Genomic DNA, 13,364 nt, shown 5'->3' with positions numbered 1-13,364 from the left:
GATTTTTTTTCTTTTTAACCCTATCGAATGAAATTTATAACTTAAGAAATAATAGTTATATACGAGTGAAAGGGGATGCGAAATGACAGAACGTGATCGATATACAAATGAAGAAAAAGAAGCTGAGCCAAAAGAAGCTGGAAAAGAGGCTTCAATAGTTGAAAAAATTCAACAGCTTGGACAGACAAATGTACCACAGATGAATGAATCACGTATTCATTGTTTAACGATTATCGGACAAGTGGAAGGTCATGTTCAATTACCACCGCAAAATAAAACAACAAAATATGAGCATATCATTCCGCAAATTGTTGCGATTGAACAAAATCCGAAAATTGAAGGTTTGCTTTTAATATTAAATACAGTTGGAGGTGACGTTGAAGCTGGGCTAGCAATTTCTGAAATGGTAGCTTCACTTTCAAAACCAACAGTATCTCTAGTTTTAGGTGGGGGACATTCCATCGGTGTACCGATTGCTGTTTCTACTGACTATTCGTTTATTGCGGAAACTGCGACGATGACAATTCATCCAATTCGTTTAACAGGTCTTGTCATAGGTGTGCCACAAACATTTGAGTATTTGGATAAGATGCAAGAAAGAGTCATTCGTTTTGTGACGAAGCACTCGAAAGTAACAGAAGATCGTTTTAAAGAGCTTATGTTTGCGAAAGGAAATTTAACGCGAGATATTGGGACGAATGTAATTGGTGGGGATGCAGTAAAGTACGGTCTTATAGATGATGTCGGCGGTATTGGAAATGCGATTCGAAAATTAAACGAATTAATAGATGTTCGTGCGGAAGATAGTACAGAAGGGACAATGCTACAATGATTTTATATACAATTATGCCAGAGCAACTTGTGTATCCGGTCGATTATTCACAATGTGAAAGTCAAAAAGTTGTAAATATAAATGGTGTGGAATTAATGGTTTCTGAAGAGGAACATGGATGTTATTCTATTGTACGTGTGCTAAGTACGGACCCACTTCACTATTTAGAGTTTGAGCCCGGTCAGAAAATAACCTTTTAGCAAAAAGAAGGATTTTGTTTAGAAGCTATGGTATAATATAAAAAACAAGACGGTTGAGCAGCCATGAGTAGGCTGCTTTCTTCTGTTTATTTAGCATTTTACAAGAAGTGTAAAAATAGAAGATATAAAGACCAGAAAAATAGAGAAAACAGACATATAAATAGAGCGTTTTGAAGGGAGCTTTACTTATATGTAGAACACGAGGTGAAGAAATGGCAAAACAAAAGCAAAGAGGGACGAAGGCAAAGGCAAGACGTACGATAAAGCCAACTTTGTATTATGAAATCGTCGGTTTAACTCTTTTTGCACTTTCAATCATTACGATTTTACAGCTAGGCGTTGTAGGGAAATCGTTTGTGTTATTTTTTCGCTTCTTCTTTGGTGAGTGGTACATAATTGGTGTGTTAGGTGTAATAGCTTTATCGGTTTCCTTTGTTATAAAACGCGGATGGCCGAACCTTTTAAATAAACGATTAATTGGATTTTATTTAATTGTATTGGCGATATTAATGTTTAGTCATATTACATTATTTAACCTTCTTACAAAAGATGGAGCAGTGCAAAATACTTCTGTTATTGTGAGTACGAAAGATAACTTCTTTCTTGAAATGAAAAAGGGGCCAGATAGCGTTCATTTAGGTGGTGGTATGTTTGGTGCGCTTATGTTCGCAACATGTTACTTCTTATTTGACGAAGTAGGAGCTTATATCATTGGTATTATTCTAGTTATTCTCGGTATACTTTGTATAACAAATAAGCATATTGGAGAAGTGTTAGCTCCAGTTGGTAGAATTCTTAGAAGTCAGTTTCAAGTGATGCAAGGGGATTATAAAGATTGGAGAGCCAAAAGAACGGCTGAACAAACAGAAAAGAAAAAAACAACAAGAAGCACAAGAAGCAAACGTGCTGCAGAACAAGAAGAAATTATTGAGCCGATGGAAGAAATCTCAATTGATCCTCCGATTATTTCGAATTTCACTGAGAATTATCCTGTAAATGAAGAAGAGGATAAACGAATCGAAGTAGAGCAAGAAGAGTTGATCACTTCACCGTTTATTGAAGAGACTCCGCCAATTGAAGAACCAAAGAAAAAGCGTGGAGAAAAAATTGTTGAATCGTTAGAGAGTGAAGCGCAAGCACCTCCTATGCAATTTTCAAATGTAGAAAATAAAGATTACAAGCTTCCTTCACTTGATATATTAAAATTTCCAAAGAATAAGCAAGTTACAAATGAAAATGCGGAAATTTATGAGAATGCTCGTAAATTAGAACGTACATTCCAAAGTTTCGGAGTGAAAGCGAAAGTAACAAAAGTGCATAGAGGTCCTGCAGTTACAAAATATGAAGTGTATCCTGATATGGGGGTAAAGGTAAGCAAAATTGTCAGTTTAAGTGATGATTTAGCCCTTGCTTTAGCTGCAAAGGACATTCGTATTGAAGCGCCAATTCCCGGGAAATCAGCTGTAGGGATCGAAGTTCCAAACTCAGAAGTTTCGATGGTAACGCTGAGGGAAGTTCTTGACTCTAAGGCTAATAATCATCCGGAAGAGAAGTTGTTAATTGGTCTTGGCCGAGATATTACAGGTGAAGCTGTATTAGCCCGGCTAAATAAAATGCCTCATTTACTCGTAGCTGGTGCGACAGGTAGCGGGAAAAGTGTATGTATTAACGGTATTATTGTTAGTATTTTAATGCGTGCAAAACCACATGAAGTAAAATTAATGATGATTGACCCGAAAATGGTAGAGCTAAATGTATATAACGGTGTGCCTCATTTGTTAACGCCAGTTGTAACTGATCCGAAAAAAGCATCGCAAGCATTGAAAAAAGTTGTGAGTGAAATGGAACGTCGTTATGAATTGTTTGCTCATAGTGGTACACGTAACATTGAAGGATACAACGATTATATAAAAGAGCATAATAGTCAATCAGAAGCGAAACAACCCGAATTACCTTATATTGTAGTAATTGTGGACGAGTTAGCAGATTTAATGATGGTTGCTTCGTCTGATGTAGAGGATGCGATTATGCGTCTAGCGCAAATGGCTCGTGCTGCTGGTATTCATTTAATTATTGCAACGCAACGTCCGTCAGTTGACGTTATTACGGGTGTTATTAAAGCAAATATTCCATCACGTATTGCATTCGCTGTATCTTCTCAAACAGATTCTCGTACAATTCTTGACGGTGGTGGTGCAGAGAAGCTACTAGGTCGTGGAGACATGCTGTTTATACCAATTGGTGCATCGAAACCTGTACGTGTACAAGGCGCATTTTTATCAGATGATGAAGTTGAGAGAGTTGTAGAATATGTTATTGGACAGCAAAAAGCACAATATCAAGAAGATATGATTCCGCAAGATGTTCCTGATACGAAGCAGGAAGTAGAAGATGAATTATATGATGAAGCGGTTCAACTTGTAGTGGAAATGCAAACAGCATCTGTTTCTATGTTACAACGTAGGTTTAGAGTAGGTTATACGCGAGCTGCTCGCCTAATTGATGCAATGGAAATGAATGGTGTAGTAGGTCCGTATGAAGGGAGTAAACCGAGAGAAGTACTCATTAATGATGTACAAGAAAAAAGTTCTTAAAAAAAGCCTAATTGTTTTTACAATTAGGCTTTTTTATATAGTGTTTTTGTTATATACTATACTCAGCGGTAAAGAAAGGGCTTACATTTAGGGGTGCCCTTTAGAATACGAATACTTTGAGTATGTTTTATGTAAATGTTCGATATTTAATGCAGAAAAATGTTAGATTTTGTTGACACGTATGAGAGCAAGTGGTAAGATTACTTCGAAAAGAATCACTGCCTCATATAATCTTGGAGATAAGGTCCATAAGTTTCTACCTGGCAACCATGAATTGCTAGACTATGAGGGGAAAAGTGTGTAACAAAGGATGTAAAGGATCTTTGTGCCGAACTTTTTCTCGAAATGAGGAATGTTTATGGTGCAAAGTTTTTTTTATGCAATAAAGAGTGAAAATTGTATTTTAAAAAATTATTATTATTTATTCGACAATTACACTTATTTTGGTGTTTAGTCATTTGTACTATGTTGTAAGTTGAAAAAAGAGAAAAGAAGTCTTACATCAGAGGTCGAATAATTGAAATGCGGGGGAGTCTTATGTCAGTAAAATCTGATAGTCGTCACCTATATCTACGGGTGATTGATCACATCAAAGAAAAAATTAAAGATGGAGCTTATAAAGAACGACAAAAGTTACCATCAGAGTTTGATTTAGCGAAAGAACTTGGCGTAAGTAGAGCGACTTTAAGGGAAGCGTTGCGTATTTTAGAAGAAGAAAATGTTGTCATTCGTAGACATGGTGTAGGGACATTTGTAAATGCAAAGCCATTATTTTCTTCTGGAATAGAACAACTTTCTAGTATTACAGATATGATTTCTAGTGTGGGGAAAACACCAGGAACAATCTTTTTATCATCATCTACTACAACTTTAACAGAAGAGGAAAAAGAGAAGTTTAATAGTGAAGATGGTTTTAATGCAGTGATGATTGAACGCGTGCGTACAGCAGATGGGGAACCTGTTGTGTATTGTATCGATAAACTTGCAAAAGAAATATTGCCAGACTTATCGGGTTACAATGAGGAATCATTATTAACGGTGATACATAATAACACGCATAAGCGCATAACATATGCGGTTGCTCACATTGAGCCAATTGGCTATCACCCTAAAATCTCACCAATTTTAGAATGTGAGCCTGAAACAGCACTGCTTGTATTAAAACAAATGCACTATGATCAAAATGATGAGCCAATCTTATATTCTATCAATTACTTTAGAGCTGATAAATTTAGCTTCCACGTATTAAGAAAGCGTATGTAGGTAAATTCCTTTTTAGGGAGGTGACAGCAAGAAGTAAGGAACAGCAGCGTAAGAATAAATAAATATATATCATTTTTGGAGGGGTTTCTAGTATGAAGAAAAAAGCAGGCCTTTTATTATCATTAACTTTAGCAGCAAGTACAGTTTTAGGTGCATGTGGTAACTCGGATAAGGCGAGCAGTGACAAGAAAGACACGAAAGACAATAAAGACTTCAAGGTTGGTCTCGTAACGGATGTTGGGGGCGTTGATGATAAGTCATTTAACCAATCTTCTTGGGAAGGGTTACAAAAGTTTGGTAAAGATAATGGTTTAAAAGAAAAGACAAATTATCGTTACCTTCAGTCTGAAAAAGAAGCTGATTATATTCCGAATTTAAAAAAATTCTCAAAAGATAAATATGATTTAACATTCGGAATTGGTTATAAATTAGAAGGTGCAATTAAAGAAGTAGCAAAAGAATCTTCAAAACAACAATTTGCAATCGTAGATACTGTTGTAGATGCACCGAACGTAACGAGTATTACGTTTAAAGATCATGAAGGATCATTCCTTGTAGGTGCGGTAGCAGCTATGTCAACAAAATCGAATAAAGTAGGATTTGTTGGTGGAATGAAAAGTGATTTAATTAGTAAATTTGAAAATGGATTTAAAGCTGGTGCAAAGGCAGTAAATCCAAACATTGAAATCGTATCTGAATATGCAGAAGCATTCGATAAGCCTGAAAAAGGTACAGTTCTTGCTTCAGCAATGTATGGTCAAGGCGTAGACGTAATTTATCATGCTGCTGGTGGTACAGGTAACGGTGTGTTCACAGAAGCGAAAAACCGTAAGAAAAAAGGTGAAAATGTTTGGGTAATCGGTGTTGACCGTGACCAACATCAAGAAGGTATGCCTGAAAATGTAACATTAACTTCAATGATTAAACGTGTTGATGTAGCAGTAGAAAAAGTAGCTAAAGAAGCAAAAGATGGGAATTTAAAAGGCGGGAAAATTGAAGAGTTTGGCTTAAAAGATGACGGTATTGGTATTTCAAAAACAACTGATAACGTGAAAAAAGTTAACCCTGAAATTTTAACAAAAGTAGAAGAGCTTGAAAAGAAAATTACAGCCGGTGAAATTAAAGTGCCAGCTACAGATAAAGAGTATAAAGAATATGAAGCTTCTCTAAAAAAATAAATAGAGAAATAGCAAAGGTTAGTTCATAGAACTAACCTTTGTATGTATAAAACTTCCGAATTGCTTAATAAGTTAATAGTGTAATAGGGAATGTTCCCTGTTAAAAGGAGGAACACAATGGAATACGTAATTGAGATGAATAACATTACGAAAGTATTCCCAGGCATTGTAGCGAATGATGATATTACGCTGCAAGTAAAGCAGGGTGAGATACATGCTTTACTTGGAGAAAATGGTGCAGGGAAATCCACATTGATGAATGTACTATTTGGTTTGTACCAACCAGAGCAGGGTGAAATTAAAATTAAAGGTAAACCTGTAAAAATCACAAATCCGAATATAGCAAATGACCTTGGTATTGGAATGGTCCATCAACACTTTATGCTTGTTCATAATTTTACAGTTACAGAGAATATTATTCTCGGAAATGAACCGAAGAAAAAAGGGAAAATTGCTGTTGAGGAAGCTGCTAAAGAAATTCAAAAACTGTCTGAACAATACGGTTTATCTGTAGATCCATATGCGAAAATACAGGATATTTCAGTTGGTATGCAGCAGCGTGTTGAGATTTTGAAAACTCTTTACCGCGGTGCAGAAATTTTAATATTTGATGAACCAACAGCTGTGTTAACACCGCAAGAAATTCATGAGCTAATTCAAATTATGAAAAAGCTTGTGCAAGAAGGAAAATCTATTGTTCTTATTACACATAAGTTGAAAGAAATTATGGAAGTTTGCGATCGTTGTACGATTATTCGTAAAGGAAAAGGGATTGGAACGGTTGACGTTGCAAATACGGATGAAAATAAACTTGCAGAATTAATGGTCGGACGTCAAGTGAATTTTAAAACAGAAAAAATAGACGCGAAGCCAAAAGAAGAGGTACTTTCAATTGCAAACCTTGTTGTTCACGATGCACGTCAACTACCTGCTGTAAAAGGCCTTGACTTAACTGTTCGTGCGGGGGAAATTGTTGGGATTGCAGGGATTGATGGAAACGGACAAAGTGAATTAATAGAAGCAATTACTGGTTTACGAAAAGTTGAGTCAGGTTCTATTGCAATTAAAGGAAAAGAAATAACAAATTGGCCTGTTAGAAGAATAACAGAAGAAGGAATTGGTCATATTCCAGAAGATCGTCATAAACACGGACTCGTTCTTGATTTTTCTGTTAGAGATAATATAGTTCTGCAAACGTATTATAAAAATCCATTTTCAAAGAAAGGGATTTTAAATTTCAGCAAAATTACAGAAAAAGCAAAGGCTCTTATTGAACAGTTTGATGTGCGTACACCTAGTGAGCAAACGTTAGCACGCGCTCTATCTGGGGGGAATCAACAAAAAGCAATTATTGCACGTGAAGTAGACCGAAATCCAGATTTATTAATTGCGGCACAGCCAACACGTGGTTTAGATGTAGGAGCAATTGAATTTATTCATAAGAGATTAATAGAGCAAAGGGATAAAGGAAAAGGTGTATTACTTTTATCATTAGAGTTAGATGAAATCTTAAATGTTAGCGATCGAATTGCTGTTATTTATGAAGGGGAAATTGTAGCAATAGTTGATGCGAAAGAAACGAATGAACAACAGCTTGGATTGTTAATGGCTGGAGGAACAAAGAAGGAGCAGGTGGGTACAAATGGCTAAAAAGCTTTTAACAGAACGAACGATAAATATTTTAGTCCCAGTACTATCCGTTATTTTCGGCTTACTTGTAGGAGCGATTGTAATGCTAGTTAGTGGCTATGATCCAATTGTTGGTTATAGTGCACTTTGGACAGGAATGTTCGGCAGCGCAAGTGCGATTGGTGAAACGCTTCGTACAATGATACCGCTTATTCTTGCTGGCTTATCGGTGGCGTTTGCATTTCGTACAGGTTTATTTAATATCGGGGTAGAGGGTCAATTGTTAGTTGGTTGGCTTGCAGCGGTTTGGTTCGGTTATGCAGTCTCACTACCAGCTTTCCTTCATATTCCATTATCTATTTTATTTGCAGCATTGGTGGGCGGAATTTGGGGCTTCATTCCGGGATATTTAAAAGGGAAGTTTCAAGTGAATGAAGTTATTGTAACTATTATGATGAACTATATCGCTTTGTATGTAACGTATGACATCATTAAGCGTTTCTTACATGCGGGTAATGACAAAACGTATGATATTAAAGAGAGTGCGTCACTATCTTCAGACTGGCTTGCTTCTATTACTGATGGTTCACGTCTACACTGGGGAATTATTGTAGCAATTTTAATCGCTATTTTAATGTGGTTCTTATTAGATCGAACAACTTTAGGTTACGAATTAAAGTCAGTAGGATTTAATCAGCATGCTTCTCAATATGCAGGTATGAAAGTTTCTCGTAATGTAGTATTCTCCATGACAATTGCTGGTGCATTTGCGGGGATTGGTGGAGCGATGGAAGGATTAGGGACATTCCAGAGTATGACAGCGATGTCTTCGTTTACAGGAGTAGGATTTGATGGGATTGCCGTAGCATTACTTGGAGGGAATAATCCGTTTGGTATAATCCTTTCAGCTTTATTATTTGGTGGTTTGAAAAGTGCTTCCCCTCAAATGAACTTTGAGGCAGATGTACCGTCAGAGCTTATTAATGTAATTATTGCATGTATCATCTTCTTTGTTGCATGTAGTTATGTGTTAAGATGGGCGCTTACACGCATGAGCAAGGAGGGGAAATAAATGAGCTTTTTAGATATATTAGCCATTCTTGTGACGGGTACGTTATATACATCGGCACCTATCATTTTCACAGCACTAGGTGGTGTATTTAGTGAACGATCGGGTGTTGTAAACATCGGATTAGAAGGACTAATGCTATTTGGTGCATTTATTGGAGTCGTTACAAACTTATTAATGGGTGATACTTGGGGAACGATGACTCCGTGGATTGCGTTACTATTTGCGGCAATTGGTAGTGGGTTATTTGCATTACTTCATGCGGTAGCTTCTATTACATTCCGAGCAGATCAAGTTGTAAGTGGTGTAGCCATTAACTTCTTATCTCTTGGTTTAACAGTATTTGCAATTAAGAAGATTTTTGATAAAGGGCAGACTGACTTTATTCAGTATCGTATTGAAAAGATTGATATTCCAGGCCTTTCGGATATTCCGGTTTTAGGGAAAATATTTTTCTCGAACGTACCAATAACGTCATATATTGCCATTATTTTAGCATTCGTTGTTTGGTATGTTATTTATAAAACACCGTTCGGTCTTCGTCTACGTGCTGTTGGTGAACACCCAATGGCAGCGGATACGATGGGGATTAACGTATATAAAATGCGCTATATTGGAGTCTGTATTTCAGGAGTGTTTGCTGGAATTGGTGGAGCGATTTTTGCAATGTCAATTTCTAATAACTTCTCAGGGGCAACTATTACAGGACAAGGTTTCTTAGCTTTAGCTGCTATGATTTTTGGAAAGTGGAATCCACTAGGCGCACTAGGTGCAGCTCTATTCTTTGGTTTTGCGCAATCTCTAAGTGTAACGGGCGGAACAATCCCTGTATTAGATCAAATTCCAAGTGTTTTATTAACGATATTACCATATATATTCACAATATTAGCGCTTGTCGGTTTTGTAGGTCGTTCTGAAGCTCCGAAAGCTTTAGGAACTCCTTATGAAAAAGGAAAACGATAAGTATTTTATAAGTATAAAAAAGCTCGCACATTAGTGTGGGCTTTTTTACATAGAATATATTTAATACGGAATTTTACTATGTTCCTTACATATTAAAGTTTTTAGAAAGAATCATATGTAAGCATAATAAGGGAGAAAAGTTGATTTTTTATTTCTAAAAACTGTATATTGAAGAGGAATATTCCTATATACGTAAAGGAGGGCTATAAATGAAACTAATGGAACAACAACTACATGAGTTAGGTGGTTTGCGCGTACATATTATTCCGACTGATAAATATAAAACGAATACCTTTGTATTTCGTTTTAAAGCGCCTTTAAATGAGGAGACGGTGACAGAGCGTGCCCTATTGCCATACGTATTGCAAAGTGCGACAGAAAAATTACCTTCTGTAATTCGTCTTCGTCAATATTTAGAAGAATTATACGGATCTTCTTTAGCGGTAGATGTAAGTAAAAAAGGGGAAGACCATATTATCTCCATTTATGTAGACATTGCAAATGAAGTTTATTTACATGATGCACCACCGTTATTTGAAAAAGCGCTTTCTATGTTGTCAGATATTGTGTTACATCCAGCAACGGAGGGGAACGGTTTCCTATCTTCTATCGTAGAAAGTGAAAAAAGAGCACTGTTACAGAGAATTGAAGCTACTTATGATGATAAAATGCGTTATGCAAACGAGCGTTTAATTGAAGAAATGTGCAAAGTAGAACCGTATCGTTTAAGTGCAAATGGAAAAAAAGAGAGTGTTATGTCTATTACAAATGAAAGTTTGTATCAATATTATCAAAAGGTGTTAGCGGAAGATGAAATGGATCTATATATTATTGGTGATATTTCAGAAAACGCCGTTGATCTTGTAAGTAAGTATTTTTCTATTTCAACTCGTCCAGTGAGAGAAAGAAATGTACTCCTTCATAGACGAAATAATGAAGAAAAAGAAGTTGTTGAAAAACAAGAATTAAAACAAAGTAAATTACACATCGGTTATCGTACATTTGTCACATATAAAGATGAAGATTATTTTGCATTGCAATTGTTCAATGGATTGTTTGGTGGCTTTTCTCATTCGAAGTTATTCGTAAATGTGCGTGAAAAAAATAGTTTAGCGTACTATGCAGCATCGCGCTTTGAAAGTCATAAAGGTTTATTATTTGTTATGTCAGGAATCGAAGCGAAAAATTATGAAAAAGCAGTTGAGATTATTAAAGAACAAATGCTTGCGATGCAAAACGGAGAGTTTTCTGAAGAAGAAATACATCAAACAAAAAGTGTCATCCAAAATCAAATATTAGAGGCAATTGATACACCACGTGGCTTTGTAGAAATGCTATATCATGGTATTATTTCAGATCGTACACGTCCAGTTGAAGAATGGCTTACAGGTATAGAAAGTGTGACGAAAGAAGAAATTGTAAAAGTTGCTAAAAATATTGAACTAGATACAATTTACTTTTTACAAGGAACGGAGGGAGAGTAAATGGAGAAAATTGTTTATGAGCAATTAAAAGAAACACTCTATTATGAAAAACTTCCTAATGGATTAGATGTATATGTTTTACCGAAACAAGGATTTAATAAAACATTTGCGACGTTTACGACGAAATATGGTTCTGTAGATAATACATTTGTACCATTAGGGAAAGAAGAAATGATTCGTGTGCCTGATGGAATTGCACATTTTCTTGAGCATAAATTATTTGAAAAAGAAGATCACGATGCTTTCCAATTGTTTAGTAAACAAGGAGCATCGGCAAATGCTTTTACATCCTTTACACGAACAGCTTACCTTTTTTCATGTACTTCAAACGTAGAACAAAATTTAAATACATTGCTAAACTTCGTGCAAGAGCCTTATTTCTCTGAAAAAACGGTTGAAAAAGAGAAGGGGATAATTGGGCAAGAAATTCAAATGTATCAAGATAACCCAGATTGGCGTTTGTACTTCGGGTTAATTGATAGCTTGTTTGTAAAACACCCAATTAAAATTGATATTGCAGGGACAATCGAATCTATTAGTAAAATTACGAAAGATTTATTGTATGAATGTTATGAAACATTTTATCATCCGAGCAATATGTTATTATTTGTTGTGGGTGCAATTGATCCAGAGAAAACAATGGATTTAGTACGTGAAAATCAAGCGAAAAAAGATTATAAAAACCAGCCAGAAATTGTGCGTTCATTTGAAGAAGAACCAAATGAGGTAAATGAAAAGAAAAAAATTATTTCAATGCCTGTGCAAACACCGAAATGTTTAGTTGGTATTAAAGCGACTAATTTAAAGGAAAAGGGGCAAGCGCTTTTAAAACAAGAAATTGCGCTTACGTTACTCTTAGATTATTTATTTGGGAAAAGTTCTGTTAATTACGAAACTTTATATAATGAAGGGCTTATTGATGATTCATTCTCGTATGACTATACAGAAGAAAATAACTTCGGTTTTGCAATGGTTGGCGGTGATACGAAACAACCTGATGAATTGGCAAATCGTTTAAAAGATATTTTATTAAAAACAGATTATGATCAATTAGATGCGGCGGCATTAGAACGAGTGAAGAAAAAGAAAATTGGTGGTTTTTTACGCTCGTTGAATTCACCAGAATATATTGCAAATCAATTTACACGATACGCGTTTAATGAATCTAGCCTATTTGACGCATTGACTGTATTAGAAGGACTAACCGTTCAAGACTTACAAGAAGTAGCGAAATTATTGTTATCAGAAGACAAAATGAGTATTTGTCAGGTGTTACCGAAAAAATAAAATTAAAAAGATACCCTCATCTTATCATTGAAAAATTGTAAGATGAGGGTATTATTTAGTTATGTGAAAATTGAACTTGTAGAGATAAGAGAGGGACTTTATGAAAAAGTATGCGTTAGTAACTGGAGGGAGCGGAGGAATTGGCTCTGCTATTTCGAAACAATTAATTCAAGATGGATATACAGTTTATGTTCATTACAATAACAGTGAAGAAAAGGTATTGGAATTGCAGAAGGCATGGGGAGAAGTTATCCCTGTTCAAGCGAATTTAGCTTCTAGTGATGGAGCAGAGCAATTGTGGGGACAAATTGAACATCCTATTGATGTTATTGTATACGCAGCTGGGAAGAGTATTTTTGGACTAGTAACAGATGTAACAAACGATGAATTGGATTATATGGTAGAACTTCAAGTGAAGAACGTATATAAATTACTTTCTATGGCACTTCCGCCTATGATCGGGAGAAGAAGTGGTAATATTGTAATTGTTTCATCTATATGGGGACAAATAGGGGCTTCTTGTGAAGTGCTTTATTCAATGGTAAAAGGGGCACAAAATTCATATGTGAAAGCTTTAGCGAAAGAAGTTTCTTTAAGTGGATTACGTGTGAATGCAGTAGCACCAGGAGCAATTGAAACGGAAATGTTAAGTGTTTTTTCTGAAGAAGATAAAATGGGAATTGCTGAAGATATACCATTAGGTAGAATAGGATTACCAGAAGAAGTAGCGAAAACAGTTTCATTCCTCGTATCACCAGGAGCGTCTTACATAACTGGACAAATTATCGGAGTGAATGGCGGTTGGCACTGCTAAAAAATTCTTACATAAAAAATGAATAGTTGCACAAATTAAGGATGATTTTAT

11 protein-coding genes and 1 riboswitch are annotated in these 13,364 nt (G+C 35.7%); all 11 genes read left to right on the top strand.

The window, feature by feature from the left end; translation table 11 throughout:
• The first annotated feature begins 82 nt into the window (after window positions 1–82).
• Window positions 83–832 carry a translocation-enhancing protein TepA gene (tepA, locus tag MR107_RS04725; RefSeq protein ID WP_000139806.1) on the top strand — a complete coding sequence of 250 codons (750 nt, stop codon included), beginning with the start codon at window positions 83–85 and terminating at the stop codon, window positions 830–832.
• The gene (locus MR107_RS04720) at window positions 829–1,032 is read left to right on the top strand and encodes a YlzJ-like family protein (RefSeq protein WP_000605036.1); all 204 of its coding nucleotides are present in this window, start codon (window positions 829–831) and stop codon (window positions 1,030–1,032) included. Before tepA ends, MR107_RS04720 begins: the two co-directional genes overlap by 4 nt.
• A gap of 212 nt (window positions 1,033–1,244) precedes the next feature.
• A complete protein-coding gene (locus tag MR107_RS04715; RefSeq protein ID WP_001118782.1) occupies window positions 1,245–3,626 on the top strand; it encodes a DNA translocase FtsK in 2,382 nt (793 codons plus the stop codon).
• Window positions 3,627–3,829: 203 nt separating this feature from the next.
• Window positions 3,830–3,931, top strand: a riboswitch (purine riboswitch).
• 232 nt (window positions 3,932–4,163) lie between these two features.
• The gene (locus tag MR107_RS04710; protein WP_000114182.1) at window positions 4,164–4,889 is read left to right on the top strand and encodes a GntR family transcriptional regulator; all 726 of its coding nucleotides are present in this window, start codon (window positions 4,164–4,166) and stop codon (window positions 4,887–4,889) included.
• Window positions 4,890–4,981: 92 nt separating this feature from the next.
• Window positions 4,982–6,067 carry a BMP family lipoprotein gene (locus MR107_RS04705; protein WP_000725771.1) on the top strand — a complete coding sequence of 362 codons (1,086 nt, stop codon included), beginning with the start codon at window positions 4,982–4,984 and terminating at the stop codon, window positions 6,065–6,067.
• A 117-nt stretch (window positions 6,068–6,184) separates the two neighbouring features.
• Window positions 6,185–7,717, top strand: a complete 1,533-nt coding sequence (locus MR107_RS04700) for an ABC transporter ATP-binding protein (protein WP_000456914.1) — start codon at window positions 6,185–6,187, stop codon at window positions 7,715–7,717.
• Complete coding sequence (locus MR107_RS04695; RefSeq protein WP_001085254.1) at window positions 7,710–8,768, top strand: ABC transporter permease; 1,059 nt, start codon at window positions 7,710–7,712, stop codon at window positions 8,766–8,768. The genes MR107_RS04700 and MR107_RS04695 overlap by 8 nt, the downstream gene beginning before the upstream one ends.
• Window positions 8,769–9,728, top strand: coding sequence for an ABC transporter permease (locus MR107_RS04690; RefSeq protein ID WP_000008856.1), 960 nt, complete (start codon window positions 8,769–8,771; stop codon window positions 9,726–9,728).
• 209 nt (window positions 9,729–9,937) lie between these two features.
• The gene (gene yfmF / locus MR107_RS04685) at window positions 9,938–11,212 is read left to right on the top strand and encodes an EF-P 5-aminopentanol modification-associated protein YfmF (protein WP_000772418.1); all 1,275 of its coding nucleotides are present in this window, start codon (window positions 9,938–9,940) and stop codon (window positions 11,210–11,212) included.
• Window positions 11,213–12,499, top strand: a complete 1,287-nt coding sequence (gene yfmH, locus MR107_RS04680; protein WP_242292093.1) for an EF-P 5-aminopentanol modification-associated protein YfmH — start codon at window positions 11,213–11,215, stop codon at window positions 12,497–12,499.
• Between the two features lie 100 nt (window positions 12,500–12,599).
• The gene (ymfI, locus tag MR107_RS04675) at window positions 12,600–13,313 is read left to right on the top strand and encodes an elongation factor P 5-aminopentanone reductase (protein WP_000759604.1); all 714 of its coding nucleotides are present in this window, start codon (window positions 12,600–12,602) and stop codon (window positions 13,311–13,313) included.
• Window positions 13,314–13,364: the final 51 nt, after the last annotated feature.

This window comes from Bacillus cereus group sp. BfR-BA-01441, from assembly GCF_022663075.1.
Classification (GTDB): domain Bacteria; phylum Bacillota; class Bacilli; order Bacillales; family Bacillaceae_G; genus Bacillus_A; species Bacillus_A cereus.
The sequence above is the reverse complement of the archived record's forward strand: the minus strand, read 5'-3'. Positions and strand labels throughout refer to the sequence as shown.

Excerpts from the sequence above, each read along its gene's own strand:
- MR107_RS04720 (WP_000605036.1), top strand. The coding sequence starts at position 829 with ATGATTTTATATACAATTATGCCAGAGCAACTTGTGTATCCGGTCGAT.
- MR107_RS04695 (WP_001085254.1), top strand. The coding sequence starts at position 7,710 with ATGGCTAAAAAGCTTTTAACAGAACGAACGATAAATATTTTAGTCCCA.
- MR107_RS04700 (WP_000456914.1), top strand. The coding sequence starts at position 6,185 with ATGGAATACGTAATTGAGATGAATAACATTACGAAAGTATTCCCAGGC.
- yfmH (WP_242292093.1), top strand. The coding sequence starts at position 11,213 with ATGGAGAAAATTGTTTATGAGCAATTAAAAGAAACACTCTATTATGAA.
- MR107_RS04710 (WP_000114182.1), top strand. The coding sequence starts at position 4,164 with ATGTCAGTAAAATCTGATAGTCGTCACCTATATCTACGGGTGATTGAT.
- MR107_RS04690 (WP_000008856.1), top strand. The coding sequence starts at position 8,769 with ATGAGCTTTTTAGATATATTAGCCATTCTTGTGACGGGTACGTTATAT.
- yfmF (WP_000772418.1), top strand. The coding sequence starts at position 9,938 with ATGAAACTAATGGAACAACAACTACATGAGTTAGGTGGTTTGCGCGTA.
- tepA (WP_000139806.1), top strand. The coding sequence starts at position 83 with ATGACAGAACGTGATCGATATACAAATGAAGAAAAAGAAGCTGAGCCA.
- MR107_RS04705 (WP_000725771.1), top strand. The coding sequence starts at position 4,982 with ATGAAGAAAAAAGCAGGCCTTTTATTATCATTAACTTTAGCAGCAAGT.
- MR107_RS04715 (WP_001118782.1), top strand. The coding sequence starts at position 1,245 with ATGGCAAAACAAAAGCAAAGAGGGACGAAGGCAAAGGCAAGACGTACG.
- ymfI (WP_000759604.1), top strand. The coding sequence starts at position 12,600 with ATGAAAAAGTATGCGTTAGTAACTGGAGGGAGCGGAGGAATTGGCTCT.